At 65.3% G+C, this 13,711-nt stretch carries 13 protein-coding genes and 1 tRNA gene; 6 read left to right on the top strand and 8 right to left on the bottom strand.

Annotated features, from left to right (window positions below):
- Positions 1–21 precede the first annotated feature (21 nt).
- The 3 genes from mobA to RM96_RS00595 all read left to right on the top strand — a co-directional run bounded on the left by mobA (position 22) and on the right by RM96_RS00595 (position 2,420).
- Complete coding sequence (gene mobA, locus RM96_RS00605) at positions 22–621, top strand: molybdenum cofactor guanylyltransferase MobA (RefSeq protein ID WP_039006583.1); 600 nt, start codon at positions 22–24, stop codon at positions 619–621.
- A 71-nt stretch (positions 622–692) separates the two neighbouring features.
- The gene (gene moeA, locus RM96_RS00600; protein WP_039006581.1) at positions 693–1,982 is read left to right on the top strand and encodes a molybdopterin molybdotransferase MoeA; all 1,290 of its coding nucleotides are present in this window, start codon (positions 693–695) and stop codon (positions 1,980–1,982) included.
- A 156-nt stretch (positions 1,983–2,138) separates the two neighbouring features.
- Positions 2,139–2,420, top strand: a complete 282-nt coding sequence (locus RM96_RS00595; protein ID WP_039006579.1) for a hypothetical protein — start codon at positions 2,139–2,141, stop codon at positions 2,418–2,420.
- A gap of 45 nt (positions 2,421–2,465) precedes the next feature.
- On the opposite strand, the gene rmuC is transcribed toward RM96_RS00595, so the two are convergent.
- The 6 genes from rmuC to RM96_RS00565 all read right to left on the bottom strand — a co-directional run bounded on the left by rmuC (position 2,466) and on the right by RM96_RS00565 (position 9,029).
- Entirely contained in the window at positions 2,466–3,932 is a 1,467-nt protein-coding gene (rmuC, locus tag RM96_RS00590) for a DNA recombination protein RmuC (protein WP_039006577.1), read from the bottom strand.
- A 36-nt stretch (positions 3,933–3,968) separates the two neighbouring features.
- The gene (locus RM96_RS00585; protein WP_039006575.1) at positions 3,969–4,964 is read right to left on the bottom strand and encodes a 2-hydroxyacid dehydrogenase; all 996 of its coding nucleotides are present in this window, start codon (positions 4,962–4,964) and stop codon (positions 3,969–3,971) included.
- 4 nt (positions 4,965–4,968) lie between these two features.
- Entirely contained in the window at positions 4,969–6,393 is a 1,425-nt protein-coding gene (locus RM96_RS00580) for a sodium:proton antiporter (RefSeq protein WP_039006571.1), read from the bottom strand.
- Between the two features lie 178 nt (positions 6,394–6,571).
- Entirely contained in the window at positions 6,572–7,258 is a 687-nt protein-coding gene (locus RM96_RS00575) for a LutC/YkgG family protein (RefSeq protein WP_039006569.1), read from the bottom strand.
- 97 nt (positions 7,259–7,355) lie between these two features.
- Positions 7,356–8,534, bottom strand: a complete 1,179-nt coding sequence (gene pncB, locus RM96_RS00570; protein WP_039006568.1) for a nicotinate phosphoribosyltransferase — start codon at positions 8,532–8,534, stop codon at positions 7,356–7,358.
- A gap of 84 nt (positions 8,535–8,618) precedes the next feature.
- Entirely contained in the window at positions 8,619–9,029 is a 411-nt protein-coding gene (locus RM96_RS00565; RefSeq protein WP_238587026.1) for a hypothetical protein, read from the bottom strand.
- Between the two features lie 423 nt (positions 9,030–9,452).
- On the opposite strand from RM96_RS00565, the gene fdxA reads away from it, so the two are divergent.
- The 3 genes from fdxA (at position 9,453) to RM96_RS00550 (ending at position 11,295) form a co-directional block, all read left to right on the top strand.
- On the top strand, positions 9,453–9,776 hold the full coding sequence (gene fdxA, locus RM96_RS00560) for a ferredoxin FdxA (RefSeq protein ID WP_039006565.1): 324 nt from the start codon (positions 9,453–9,455) through the stop codon (positions 9,774–9,776).
- 83 nt (positions 9,777–9,859) lie between these two features.
- Positions 9,860–10,969: an NAD(P)/FAD-dependent oxidoreductase gene (locus RM96_RS00555; RefSeq protein WP_039006559.1), complete on the top strand. Its 1,110-nt coding sequence runs from the start codon at positions 9,860–9,862 to the stop codon at positions 10,967–10,969.
- A gap of 250 nt (positions 10,970–11,219) precedes the next feature.
- Positions 11,220–11,295, top strand: a tRNA-Asn gene (locus RM96_RS00550).
- 94 nt (positions 11,296–11,389) lie between these two features.
- On the opposite strand, the gene kdpE is transcribed toward RM96_RS00550, so the two are convergent.
- Entirely contained in the window at positions 11,390–12,085 is a 696-nt protein-coding gene (kdpE, locus tag RM96_RS00545; RefSeq protein WP_039006557.1) for a two-component system response regulator KdpE, read from the bottom strand.
- A gap of 27 nt (positions 12,086–12,112) precedes the next feature.
- Positions 12,113–13,711, bottom strand: a 1,599-nt coding sequence (locus RM96_RS00540) for a DUF4118 domain-containing protein (RefSeq protein ID WP_039006556.1), incomplete at its 5' end; no start/stop codon positions are given.

The raw sequence follows: 13,711 nt of genomic DNA, 5'->3' as shown, positions 1-13,711 counted from the left end.
ACCGCGCCACCTTCCTCCTTCATGATTGCACGCGACGACATTACCGGCCTGATCCTGGCCGGCGGCAGGGGCAGCCGCATGGGCGGCACCGACAAGGGACTGCAGCCGCTGCACGGCACGCCGATGGCGATGCACACCATGATGCGGCTATCGCCCCAGACTGGCTCGCTGCTGATCAACGCCAACCGCAACCTGTCCGCCTACGAGTCCTTCGGCGTGCCGGTGGTCACGGATTCCATCCCCGACTTTGCCGGACCGCTGGCCGGCATGCTGGCCGGACTGGAACAGTGCCAGACCGGCTGGATGGTGACCGCGCCATGCGACTCGCCGTTCCTGCCCACCGACCTGGTGCAGCGGCTGGCCGAGGCGATCGAGGCGGAAGGCGCCGAGATGGCGATCCCGGTCACCATCGATGAAGACGGGCGGCGCCAGACGCAGCCTGTCTTCTGCCTGATGCCGGTCAGTGCCCTTGACAGCCTGCTGGCCTACATTAACGGCGGCGGGCGCAAGATTGAAACCTGGGCGGCCAGTCACCAGCTGGCGGAAGTCCTGTTCGATGACGCCGCCGCCTTCGCCAATATCAACACCCTGGACGAACTGCGCACGCACGAAGCCCGCTGATGGCCACTGATAGCCACACCCCGGCCCGGCGAGATCCCGCATACCGACACGACTGCCTCGTAGCCACCTCCATGCCTTCCCTGCAATCCGTCATCTCCTGCCTGTCCGACTACGATCCCACCGCGCTGCCGGTGGCGCAGGCCAACCGCATCATCGGCGAGGTCGTGGAACCGGTGCGCGGCGTCGAGCAGCTTGCCATTCGCAGCGCACTGGACCGGGTGCTGGCCGAAGACATCGTGTCGCCGATCGACGTGCCCGCGCATGACAACTCGGCGATGGACGGCTATGCGTTTTCCGGCGCGGCACTGCAGGCCACGCAGACCGGCGAGATCGAACTGGAAGTCATCGGCACCGCGTACGCGGGCGCCGCCAGCGACAGCCGGCCGGGCGCCAGCCAGGCCGTGCGCATCATGACCGGCGCCGTCATGCCGGCCGGCTGCGATACGGTGGTGCCGCAGGAATTCGTGGAAGTGCTGGCCGACGGTGCCCGCATTCGCTTCGCGTCCGATGCCGTGCGAGTGGGCGACAACCGCCGCCTGCGCGGCGAGGACCTGGCGCGCGGGCAGGCCGCGCTGTCGGCCGGGCGCATCCTTCAGCCCGCCGACCTGGGCCTGCTGGCTTCGCTGGGCGTCGCCGAGGTCCGGGTCCGGCGCCGCCTGCGCGTGGCGTTCTTCTCCACTGGCGACGAACTGCGCTCGATCGGCGAGCCGCTCGATGCCGGCTGCGTCTATGACTCGAACCGCTATACCCTGCACGGCATGCTGCGGCGCCTGAACGTCGACCTGATCGACATGGGTGTGGTGCGCGACGACCCGGCCGCGCTGGAAGAAGCCTTCCGCACCGCCTGCGAGACCGCCGATGCCGTGATCACCTCGGGCGGCGTCTCGGTCGGCGAAGCCGACTACACCAAGCAGATCATGGCCCGGCTGGGCGATGTCACGTTCTGGAAGATCGCCATGCGTCCGGGCCGCCCGATGGCGTTCGGCCGCATCGCTTCAAACGGGCACGACGCCCTGCTGTTCGGGCTGCCGGGCAATCCTGTGGCAGTGATGGTCACCTTCTACCACTTCGTGCGCGCCGCCCTGCACCGCCAGATGGGGGCCAGCGTGCCGCCGCTGCCGCTGATGCGCGTGCGCAGCGCGCAGGCGATTCGCAAGAAGCCGGGCCGGACCGAATACCAGCGCGGCGTGCTGGCGCAGGTTGCCGACGGCAACTGGGAGGTCCGTGTCACCGGCCAGCAGGGATCGGGGGTGTTGCGCTCGATGAGCGAGGCGAACTGCTTCATCGTCCTCGGCCACGATCAGGACTCGGTCAAGACCGGCGACCTCGTCGAGGTCATGCTGTTCGACGGGCTGGTCTGACGGCAGCGGTGTGTCGTTTTTGTGCCGCACATTTGGCGTCACGGCAAGCGTCAGCCGCGGGAAATGCAAGCCCCGCGGACGCCGGGCTATGCGCGGATTCAGCCGTTCGATACACTTGCCGCACGATTCTGCCATCTATTTGAGTTATCCCCCGCCATGAATCAGGAGATCGCCTACCTCCACCCCGTCAAGACCGCTCGCGCCCTGGTGCTGGTCTATCTCTGCTTTTCGGTGCCGATCGTTTCGCTGGGCCTGTTCGTCGCGTTCATCCGCTACGGCGACCTGCCTGGCATCACCGTTTTCACGGCGCTGATCCTGAACGCACTGATCGGCTTCGGCCTGCTCTGGCTGGCGTGCAAGGCCTACAACTGGGTGGCCGCGCGCTTTGGCGGCATTGAGGTTCACGTGCGTGAACTGGCTCCCGAAGACAGCCACTGAGCACTTCGGCGCGGCCTGACGGCTGCGCCCTCCTTCTGCCCGCCATCAGCCGGCACTGTCCTCCGGGACTTCCGGCGCATCCGTTCCAAGCAGTTGCTGAGCCGCGTCGCCCGGCAAGGCTTCCACCGTACGCAGCTTGCGCGCCATCTGGCGCGTTCGCACTTCGGCCTGCTCGATATTGCGCGCCGCACGCTCCAGCGTATCCCGGGTCTTGGCCAGTACCTCGCCGAACTTTCCGAACTCGGTCTTCACCGCGCCCAGCACTTCCCATACTTCGCTCGACCGCTTTTCCAGCGCCAGCGTGCGGAAGCCCATCTGCAGGCTGTTGAGCAGGGCCGTCAGCGTGGTCGGCCCGGCCACCGTCACGCGATAGTCGCGCTGCATCACATCGGTGAGCCCCGGACGGCGTAGTACTTCGGCGTACAGCCCTTCGGTCGGCAGGAAGAGAATGGCGAAGTCGGTGGTGGCGGGCGGCGACAGGTACTTCTCCGAAATGGTCTGCGCTTCGCGCCGCAACGCCACTTCCAGTTCCCGGCCGTAGGCGGCCACGCCATCGACGTCGCCCCGCTCCTGCGCATCCAGCAGCCGCTCGTACTGCTCCTTGGGAAACTTGGCGTCGATCGGCAGCCATACCGGCGCATTGTCGGCTGCCTTGCCCGGCAGCCGGATCGCGAATTCCACCCGCGCGCCGGAATTGCGCACGGTCTCGATATTCTTGCCGTACTGCTCCGGCGTCAGCATCTGCTCGAGCAGCATCTCGAGCTGAACTTCCCCCCAGGTGCCGCGCGACTTCACATTGGTCAGCACCTTCTTCAGGTCCCCGACGCCCTGGGCCAGCATCTGCATTTCGCCCAGTCCGCGATGGACCTGCTCGAGCCGGTCCGAAACCAGCTTGAACGATTCGCCCAGCCGTTGCTCGAGCGTGGCGTGCAGCTTCTCATCGACGGTGCGGCGCATCTCCTCGAGCTTGGCCGAGTTGTTGGCCTCGATGTCACGCAGCTTCTGCTCGAGCGTGGCCCGCACCTCGGCCAGCCGGCGCTCGTTCGCCTCGGACATCTGCGCCAGCTGTTGCTGCAGCCCATCGCCGAAGCGGCGCAGCGAGATCGCCTGCTCGTCGCGCGCCTGTTGCCCCTGCAGCAGCAGGTTCTGGCGGACATGTTCCAGTTGCTGTGCGTTGGATTCGGTCAGCTTGGCCAGTTGCTGCGCAAAGGCATCGATCTGGTTGTTCTGCAGGGTGGCGATGCTGGTGAGCTGCGACGACAGCGTCTGCTGGAAGCGCATCATCTGCTGCGCCGACTCCGCGCGGTTGCCCCGCGCGCTCTCCCCGACCTCTGTGCGCAACTCGCGCTCCATGCGCTCCATGCCGCGCGCGCCCTCGGCCCGCATATCGGCAAGCGCGCGCAAGAGATCGCCGTTTGCGGCCGGTGTCGCCTGCTGGCGCAGCAGCAAGACAATCAGCAGTACGACAGCGAGCAGTGCAAATCCAAGCGTCAGGAAGGGAATCAACGTCATGAAGGAAACGGGAAATCGTAATGGCGCACGCCGGCCTCAGCGGCGACGCGACATTACCTCAAGATTGATGACGGAGGGCGGTTGTCCTGCCTGCGGGCCAGCATCGAGCGCGGCAATCAGGTTGTCGGCGGCCAGCATCGCCATCGCCTTGCGGGTCTTTTCCGAGGCGCTGGCGATATGCGGCGTCAGCACGACGTTGGGCACCGTCAGCAGATCGGGATGCACCCTGGGCTCGCCCTCGAATACGTCCAGCCCCGCCGCGAAAATGCGCTTCTCGCGCAGTGCCTTCGCCAGCGCTGCATCGTCGACGATACCGCCGCGCGCAAGGTTCACCAGCGTGGCCGTCGATTTCATCTGGCTCAGCTCCGTCGCGCCGATGGCGTGATGGCTTTCCGGGCCGTACGGCAGCACCAGCAGCAGATGGTCGGACTGCTCCAGCAATTCGGCCTTGCTGACGTAGCGCGCATTGAGCGAGCGCTCGGTGGCCTCAGGCAGCTGGCTGCGGTTGTGGTACAGCACCGTCATGCCAAACCCGGCTGCGCGGCGGGCCAGCGCCTGGCCGATGCGGCCCATGCCCAGGATACCCAGCGTGCTGCCGTACAGGTCCACGCCCACCAGCATGTCGTAGCTCCAGCGCTGCCACTTGCCGGCCCGCAGATAGTGCTCGGCTTCCGTCACGCGCCGCGCCGTGGCCATCAGCAGCGCCCAGCCGAAGTCCGCGGTGGTTTCGGTCAGCACGTCTGGTGTATTGGTCGCGACGATGCCGGCCGCCGTCAGCGCGGGCACGTCGAGATTGTTGTAGCCCACGGCCATATTGCAGACCGCGCGCAAGCCGGGCAATACCGATACCAGGTCGGCGTCGATCCGGTCCGCGGCATTGGCCAGCACGCCGGCCTTGCCGGCCAGCCGGGCTTTGAGCGCGGCGGCGTCCAGCACAGCGTCCTGCTGGTTGTCGTCGACATCGAAATACTGCGCGAGGCGCTCGATCACCTCGGGGAAGATGGCACGGGTAACGAGAATGGACGGCTTCATGGCATCAAACGTGGAAGAAGAGGAAAGTCATCACCAGGAACAACGGCACCAAGACCCCGCCCGACCACAGCATATAGCCGAAGAAGCTGGGCATCCGCACACCGCGGTTTTCCGCAATCGCCTTCACCATCAGGTTGGGCGCGTTGCCGATATAGGTATTGGCGCCCATGAACACAGCGCCTGCGGAAATGGCCGCCAGGGTCGAGGCATCGCGCGTCATCAGCGTGGCCGGATCGCCGCCGGCGGTATTGAAGAACACCAGGTAGGTCGGCGCATTGTCCAGGAACGACGACAGGATCCCGGTCGCCCAGAAGTACATGCTGTCGATCGGCTGGCCGTTGGCGTCGCTCACCGTGCGCACGACGCCGGCGAAGGCGCCGTCGGTGCCGGCCTTGAGCATGGCGATGACCGGAATGATGGTCAGGAAGATGCCGGCAAAGAGCTTGCCGACTTCCAGGATCGGCTCCCAGTTGAATTCGTTGCCGGCCCGCGCCGAGTGCGGCGTTACCATCAGCGACACCACCGCGACCACCACCAGCAGCAAATCGCGCACCGCGGCCGGCAGCGGCACCTCGGTGCCCATCACGTCAAAGACGATGCCCGGCTTCCACAGGCCGCTCATCAGTACCAGGCCGATGATGGCCAGCAGCAGCACGAAATTGAAGTTGCCCTCGATGCGGATGCCACGCGAGTCAGGGGTCGGATCGAGAGCAGGCGGAAGGTCCTCTTCCCTGTTGTGGTAGTAGTGCCGGTCGACCAGATAGAAAATCACCAGCAATGCCACGCAGATGAACACCGTCTCCGGAAAGATGTGGCGCATGGTCCAGAAGAAGTCCACGCCCTGCAGGAAGCCGAGGAACAGCGGCGGATCGCCCAGCGGCGTCAGCGAACCGCCGGCATTGGCAACCAGGAAGATGAAGAACACCACTACGTGCGCCACGTGGCGCCGGTTGTCGTTGGCGCGCAGCAACGGCCGGATTAGCAGCATGGCCGCACCCGTCGTGCCCATGAAACTGGCCAGCAAGGTACCCAGCGCGAGAATGCCGGTGTTCAGCCGCGGCGTGCCGTGCAGGTTGCCGCGCACGCAGATGCCGCCCGCCACGATATACAACGCCGCGATCAGCGCAATGAACGGGATGTACTCGCCCAGCAGCGCGTGCATGGTGTTGGCAATAGCCGCGTGCACGCCGAAGGACATCGCGAACGGCAGCAGGAACAGCAGGCCCCAGGCCGCGGCGATCTTGCCGTAGTGGTGATGCCAGAGCCTGGGCGCCACCAGCGGGAACAGCGCGATCGACAACAGCAGGCCTGCGAACGGCAGCCCCCACAGCGCCGACAGTGTCGCGCCGTCGAGATCGGCAGCGCAGGCGAATGAGGGAAGAACGGCCAGCATGGCCAGCAGCGGCATCAGCACGGAGGCGCGTCGCATCAGGCGGATTCTCCTTGGCTCGAAATGCAATGAATGCAGGTGAGGAATCCTTGCGCCAGCCATCGGCGCAAGCGGAACGTGCTGCGCGGAAATGGCCTGTCAGGCCGGCCCGCAGCGAACCTGCAAGTGTAAATCAAGCACCATTGCGCCCGGCCGATTGCACCGGCCAATGCAAGCGTCAGGCGTCGTTCACCAGGATGACATGGACGCGATACGGGCCATGTGCGCCCAGCACGATGGTCTGCTCGATGTCGCCGGTGCGGGACGGGCCGCTGATGATATTGGTCGCACGCGGCAGCTCGCCCCGCTCGCTGCGCACCAGCGCGAAAGCGTCTTCGAGGCCTGCGACGATGCGCGATACCGGCACCACGGCAATATGCGTCTCGGGCAACAGTGCAGCCGAGGCGAAGGTCTGCGGCCCCGACAGCAGCATCAGCGAGCCGGTCTCTGCAATGGCGCAGAAACAGCCGGTGATGCCCACCAGATCGCCGTGGTCGTGGTCGCCCTGCACGTCGCGGATGGGCGGACGGCATTCCACTGCCAGGCCGCTCTCCTGCCACGGCAATGCGCCCAGGGCATCCCATGCCACCGCGCGGCGCACTAGGCTCAGGCTATCGAGAAAGCGCGCCGCGGCGGCCGGGACGTCCACCAGCGTTGCCACGCGGTCGACTGTCGAGGCCATCTTCTGCGCCTGCAGCACGAAGGCCTCGATCAGGTCGCCCGCGGACGCAGGGCGCGGCCCTTGCGGGTGACGCGCCAGGTAGTCGGCCACTGCCGCGCGCTCGCCGCTGCTGACCTTGGGCGCGCGCCCCTGGGCAGCACGGATTCGGGCAAAGATGCGGTCGCGGGCGTCGTTGGTTTCCATATGGCCTTGTGAAGGGTGACCGGCGGGTCGGGGGCGAACTGGCTGATTATAGTTCTGCGTCAGCGCCCCGAGCCTGCCCGGAGGGCCATGAATTTTGCTACGCAGCCGGTTGAACGGCAAACACCTGCCTCAGGTAGGCCAGGTAGCCGGCGTCGTCGCACATCGTCTTTTCCGGCGTGTCCGAGAGCTTGGCCACCGGCTGGCCGTTGCATCGCACCATCTTGATGACAATCTGCAGCGGCGTGTAGCCAAGGTCGTTGGTCAGGTTGGTGCCCACGCCAAAGGCCAGGCGGCAGCGGCCGCGGAAGCGCTCGTACAACTCGATCACGCGCGGGATATCGAGGCTGTCGCTGAAGATCAGCGTCTTGCCGCGCGGATCGACACGGTTGGCCGTGTAGTGCGCCAGCATCTTCTCGCCCCAGACGATCGGATCGCCGGAATCATGGCGCACGCCGTCGAACAGCTTGCAGAAGTACAGGTCGAAATCGCGCAGGAAGGCATCGAAGCCGACCGTATCGGACAGCGCGATCCCAAGGTCGCCGCGGTACTCGCGCGCCCAGTTCTCCAGTGCGAAGACCTGCGAATCGCGCAGCCGCGGACCCAGCGCCTGGCATGCCTGCAGGTATTCGTGCGCCATGGTGCCGAGCGGCACGATATTGTGCAGCCGGGCAAAGTGGACATTGCTGGTGCCGGCCAGTTGCGGGCCCAGCAGCTGGCGCATCTCCAGCAGGACCTCTTCCTGCCAGTCGCGCGCAAAGCGCCGGCGGGTGCCGTAGTCCGCGATCACGCAGTCGGCATACTGCGGCGCCTTCAGGAGAGCAAGCTTTTCACGCAGCCGCCTGCGTCCCTCCTCCATGTCTGGCCGCGGTTGCGTACGGCGGAAATAGACTTCATTGACGATGGCCAACAGCGGCACCTCGAACAGGATCGTGTGCAGCCACGGCCCGACGATCGAGATCTCGATCTCGCCATTGCCCGCCGGCGCGGGCGTGATGGTCACGTACTTCTCGTTCAGGTGGAACAGCGCGAGAAAGTCGACGAAATCGCTCTTGATGAAGCGCATGCCGCGCAGGTATGCCAGTTCATCCTCGGTGAAACGCAGCTGGCAGAGCTGGGTCACCTCGGCGCGGATTTCGTCGATGTACGGCACCAGGTCGATGCCGGAGTTACGGCACTTGAAGCGGTACTCGACCTGCGCTTGCGGGAAATGATGCAACACCACCTGCATCATCGTGAATTTGTACAGGTCGGTGTCGAGCAGAGAGGGAATGATCATAGCGAGCCAGACGGCAATGCCGGGTCAGGCCGACATGCTAACCGAAGCGGCTGCAGGCCGCCGCCTCGCGCGGGTAGCTCCGCGTCAGCCGCCGTCGAGAAACTGTGCCGGCTTGCGCAACTGCGCGCGGTCCTGCAGGCACCAGAGTTGCCGCCCCTGCCCGTCCACGCAGGACACGAGTGTCGCTGCGGCACGGGGCACGCCGGCCGGCAGCGGCTCGGCGAACACGCCGTTCTCCGCCATGATGCGCTCTTCGTAGACTTGCGTGCTGCCCCGGCGGAACCGCAAGACCTGGACCGGCTGCCCCGCCGGCGGCTGCAGTTCCGGGCCGCATGGCAACAGGCCAGCACGGCCGCAATTCGCCATCGCATCGCCCGCGGGCCCCTTGGTGACGCTGAAGCTGTCCCAGTCAAAGGCGGTCAGCGTTGCCAGCCGCACCGGCTGGTCGGTACGCCCGCGCCAGGCCACCAGCCGGGAAACCACGCTGTCTGCCATGGCCGGCTGCGAGAGCGCTTGTCCGTTCGCAACCGGGCCGTGTGCGGCAATCAACACAAACAGACTCAGTAGGCCGGCCATCCATCCCGGTCGAAATGCGTATCCGGAATCACGTTTCGAACGCAGCATCCTGATCTCCTGGAAGAGCGGCGTGCCATCGACATCTTCATCCTGCCACGCATGGCGCTGCAGGCAGCCACCTGCGCCCGATCAAATATACATAAAGAAATAAGAAAACTATCTGATCCCGCTATATAGAGTCGCTATTCTTGCCAGAAGGCTCGGATACAATACCGGCTTCTGAAAGGCCACGGCCGGCGCTCGCCCCGCAGAACGCAACCATGCGGATGCAGGCAGCCCGCCGGCAAGAAGCGGCCAGAACCAGTATCCCATCAAAAGCCGACCCGTTTTTCTGGAACCGAAATGACTCACGTTGTCACCGAATCCTGCATCCGTTGCCGATACACAGACTGCGTTGACGTATGTCCGGTCGATTGTTTCCGTGAAGGCCCGAACTTCCTGGCCATCGACCCGGATGAGTGTATCGACTGTGCAGTGTGCGTGGCCGAATGCCCGGTGAACGCCATTTACGCCGAGGAAGACGTTCCGGGCGACCAGCAGCAATTCATTGACCTGAACGCCGAACTGGCGCGTTCGTGGCCCTCCATCACCAAGACCAAGGCCCCGCTGGCCGAAGCCGAGGAATGGAAGGACGCCACCGACAAGCTGCAATACCTGCAGCGCTGACAGTAACAAGAAAGAAGAAAGCCGTCCCCACTCGCTTTCCGCAATACCGGGCACAAGGTGCCCGACCACGAATCAGGACGAATATGGACTTGAGCATTCCAAATCCCGTTGCCGACACGACCAGGCAGGTTGCCGGCGGCAACACCGCTGGCGGCCAGCCGCTCGAAATCGACGCGCTGATCGTCGGTGCCGGCCCGGTCGGGCTGTTCCAGGTCTTTGAACTGGGCCTGCTCGAGATCAAGGCGCATGTCATCGATTCCCTGAAAGTGGTCGGCGGCCAGTGCGTGGAACTGTATCCGGACAAGCCCATCTATGACATCCCGGCCGTGCCCATCTGCACCGGCCAGGAACTGACCGACAACCTGCTCAAGCAGATCGAGCCGTTCGAGCCGACCTTCCACCTGGGCCAGGAAGTCGCCGTCGTGGAGCGCCGCGAAGACGGCCGCTTCTTCGTCGAGACCTCGCTCGGAACCCGCTTCATCACCAAGACCATCTTCATCGCGGCCGGCGTCGGTTCGTTCCAGCCGCGCACGCTGAAGGTCGAAGGCATCGACAAGTTCGACGGCAAGCAGCTGTTCTACCGCGTCAAGGATCCGAGCCGCTTCCATGGCCGCAACCTGGTGATCGTCGGCGGCGGCGATTCGGCGCTCGACTGGACGCTGGACCTGGTCGGCAAGGCCGAGTCGGTGGTGATGATCCACCGCCGCGACGGCTTCCGCGCCGCGCCCGCATCGGTCGCCAAGATGAAGGAACTGTGCGAACAGATGGAAATGCAGTTCCTGGTCGGCCAGATCGGCGGCTACGAAGAGAAGGACGGCGTGCTGAACGAGATCAAGGTCACCGGCGCCGACGGCGTGACCCGCCGCCTGCCGGTGGACGACCTGCTGGTGTTCTTCGGCCTGTCGCCCAAGCTCGGCCCGATCGCCGAATGGGGCCTGGACCTGGAGCGCAAGCAGATCAAGGTGGACACCGAGAAGTTCGAGACCAACATCCCGGGCATCTTCGCGGTGGGTGACATCAACACCTACCCCGGCAAGAAGAAGCTGATCCTGTCAGGCTTCCACGAGGCCGCGCTGGCCGCGTTCGGTGCTGCGCCCTACATCTTCCCCGAGAAGAAGATCCACATGCAGTACACCACCACCTCGCCGAAGCTGCACAAGATCCTCGGCGTGGATTCGCCGGTGTTCGACTGATTGCAAGCGCAACAATCGTGCTCGCAGGGAGAAGCCGCCGCAAGGCGGTTTTTTCTGGCGCAAACGGAAAAGCGCGGCTATAATGCGGCCTCGCTGTTGGACGCGCGGCGCCCCGAAGCCGGCAGAAATGCCCTTCGCAAGCGGCGGCACAACACAACCAGAAGCTTCGGCATGCCTGACAACAAGAATGAAATGTTGGAAGGTATTGACGGACCAACGAGAAACTGGTTATAATTTTTTTCTCAGCTGTTCCCCGATAGCTCAGTCGGTAGAGCGCCGGACTGTTAATCCGTAGGTCCCTGGTTCGAGCCCAGGTCGGGGAGCCAACCGATAGAAGAGGAAAGGCCGATGCAATCGCATCGGCCTTTTTTCTTTTGGCCGCTCGTTGCCGACAGACCGCCCGATCTCGGCCGCCCGTCCCTACCCCGCAAAGCGATAGCCCAACCCGACCTCTGTCAGCAGATGCGCCGGCTGCGCCGGATCGGCTTCCAGCTTGTGGCGGAGGTGGCCCATATAGACGCGCAGGTACTGGCTGCTTTCCGCGTGCGAAGGCCCCCAGACCTCCCGCAACAGCTCGCGATGCGTCATCACCTTGCCGCGATGGGCGATCAGTACCGCCAGCAGCCGGTACTCGATCGGCGTCAGATGCACCGCCTCCCCCGCGCGCGTGACCAGGCGGTTGGCCAGGTCGACCTGCACGTCGCCAAACGCAATCTGCACGGCACCATGAGGGTTGGACTTCGCATGGCGACGCAGCAGCACACGTAGCCGTGCAATCAGTTCCCCCACGCCGAACGGCTTGGTCAGGTAATCGTCGGCACCGGCATCTAGCGCCTCGATCTTGTCCGCCTCGCCACTACGCGCGGACAGCACCAGCACCGGCACTTCGGTCCAGGTGCGCACCTCGCGGATCAGCGTCACGCCATCGCCATCGGGCAGCCCGAGATCGAGGATCACCAGGTCGGGCTGGCGCGTACCGGCCTCGATCAGCCCGCGCCTGAGCGAATCCGCTTCGTGCACGCTGCAGCCCTCGGACTGCAGCGCCTCGCGCACGAACCGGCGGATATGCGGTTCGTCCTCGATCAGCAGCACCGTGGGCGAAAACTCGAATGGCATCTGTCAGCACTCCCGTCTTGTTGGCGGCTATTGCGCCGGTATGTCTGCGGACTCCGGCAGGATCACCGGCGGATTGCCGCGCGGCAAGGCCACCACGAAGCGTGCACCGGCGCTGCCCTCGGGCCTGTCCGGGCGCTGCGCCGGCTCGACCCAGATGTGGCCGCCATGCGCCTGCACGATTGCCTCGCATACGGCCAGGCCGAGGCCCACGCCCGGCGTGACGGATTCGCGCTCGCCACGCGTAAATTTCTCGAAGATCTGGCGCTCCCTGCCCGCTGGTACCCCTGGTCCATCGTCCTCGATCACCAGCCGCACCTCTTCATCCGTCAACGCCGCCCGCACGCGGATCTCCGTGCCCGGTGGCGTGTACTTGGCCGCGTTCTCCAGCAGGTTGCATAACACCCGCTCCATCAGTACCGCATCGCACTCGACCAGGGGTACTGATGACAAATCCGCCACCACGACGCGATGATGCGCCAGCGCATCTCGCAGCGACGCCAGCGCGGCCCCCACCAACTCTTCGAACGACTGCCACTCCTTCTGCATGCGCACGTCACGGCCCTGCAGGCGCGCCATGTCCAGCAGGTTGACCACCATCGTACTCATGCGCTTCGCCTGCTCGCGCATCGCTGATGCGATATCGGCCATGTGCGGCGGCAGCGGCGGATCGCTGCGCTGCATGGTCTCTGCCATGCCGATCAATGCCGTCAGCGGCGTGCGCAAGTCATGCGATACCGCCGCCAGCAGGGAACTGCGCAGCCGCTCCGATTCCATCGACAGCAGCGCCTGCTGCGCGACATCGACATAGTGCAGGCGTTCGATGGCAATCGCGATCAGCGTCGCAAAGACGTCGACCTGCCGCCGCAACGAGGGCTGGGCAAAGGCTCGCCATACCTGCGGCTCCACCGCCAGCACGCCGCGTGTCTGCATCGGCGCCTTGAGCGGGAGGTAAAGCACCGTGCCGGCAGGCAGCGTGTTCGTACCGGTGCCTGCCGGCTGGCCGTGGTCGAACACCCATTGCGCCAGCACGTGGTCGATCGCGTCGCTGCGCACGTCGCCACCGCCTTCGGTATCGAACGCCGGCGACAGCAATCGACCCTCTGGCGAAACCAGGAAGAACGCCGATCGCGCCCCGAAAGCCGCGCGCAGGAACCGGCTGCCGATCGACACGATCTGGTCAGTCGTCAGCGCCGATGACAGTTCGCGCGCGAGCTCGTACAGCGTGCGCGCATCGGTCTCGCGCCGTACCGACACCTGAGCCTGCTCGCGCAGTCCCGCCGTCAGCTGGCCGATGACAAGCCCGACGGAAAGCAGCACGAAGAACGTCAGCAGGTACTGCATGTCGCTGACCGCAAACGACAGCCGCGGCGGCACAAAGAAGAAATCGAACGCTCCCACCGCGATCACGGATGCCACCGCCGCCGCGGCGCGTCCGTGCCGCAGGGCCACCCCGACGACCGCGACGAGGAACAGCATCGCGATATTGACCAGGTCGAACCACGGGTGTGCCAGCGCCGAAAGCGCCGTTGCCCCGGCGCACCAGACGGCCGCCCACAGGTACGGCTCGTAGCGAATGCGCGCGGCAGGCTCCTGATCGGCGCTGCCCGCCGCATCGATCCCGGCCGG

The organism is Cupriavidus sp. IDO, from assembly GCF_000812465.1.
Lineage (GTDB): Bacteria > Pseudomonadota > Gammaproteobacteria > Burkholderiales > Burkholderiaceae > Cupriavidus.
This window is presented reverse-complemented; position numbering and strand designations above follow the sequence as displayed.

What these genes read in the sequence shown, in the direction of transcription:
- moeA (WP_039006581.1), top strand. Translation starts at nt 693, where the DNA reads ATGCCTTCCCTGCAATCCGTCATCTCCTGCCTGTCCGACTACGATCCC.
- rmuC (WP_039006577.1), bottom strand. Translation starts at nt 3,932, where the DNA reads ATGACGTTGATTCCCTTCCTGACGCTTGGATTTGCACTGCTCGCTGTC.
- RM96_RS00565 (WP_238587026.1), bottom strand. Translation starts at nt 9,029, where the DNA reads ATGGCAGACAGCGTGGTTTCCCGGCTGGTGGCCTGGCGCGGGCGTACC.
- RM96_RS00555 (WP_039006559.1), top strand. Translation starts at nt 9,860, where the DNA reads ATGGACTTGAGCATTCCAAATCCCGTTGCCGACACGACCAGGCAGGTT.
- RM96_RS00585 (WP_039006575.1), bottom strand. Translation starts at nt 4,964, where the DNA reads ATGAAGCCGTCCATTCTCGTTACCCGTGCCATCTTCCCCGAGGTGATC.
- RM96_RS00575 (WP_039006569.1), bottom strand. Translation starts at nt 7,258, where the DNA reads ATGGAAACCAACGACGCCCGCGACCGCATCTTTGCCCGAATCCGTGCT.
- RM96_RS00595 (WP_039006579.1), top strand. Translation starts at nt 2,139, where the DNA reads ATGAATCAGGAGATCGCCTACCTCCACCCCGTCAAGACCGCTCGCGCC.
- RM96_RS00580 (WP_039006571.1), bottom strand. Translation starts at nt 6,393, where the DNA reads ATGCGACGCGCCTCCGTGCTGATGCCGCTGCTGGCCATGCTGGCCGTT.
- pncB (WP_039006568.1), bottom strand. Translation starts at nt 8,534, where the DNA reads ATGATCATTCCCTCTCTGCTCGACACCGACCTGTACAAATTCACGATG.
- mobA (WP_039006583.1), top strand. Translation starts at nt 22, where the DNA reads ATGATTGCACGCGACGACATTACCGGCCTGATCCTGGCCGGCGGCAGG.
- fdxA (WP_039006565.1), top strand. Translation starts at nt 9,453, where the DNA reads ATGACTCACGTTGTCACCGAATCCTGCATCCGTTGCCGATACACAGAC.
- kdpE (WP_039006557.1), bottom strand. Translation starts at nt 12,085, where the DNA reads ATGCCATTCGAGTTTTCGCCCACGGTGCTGCTGATCGAGGACGAACCG.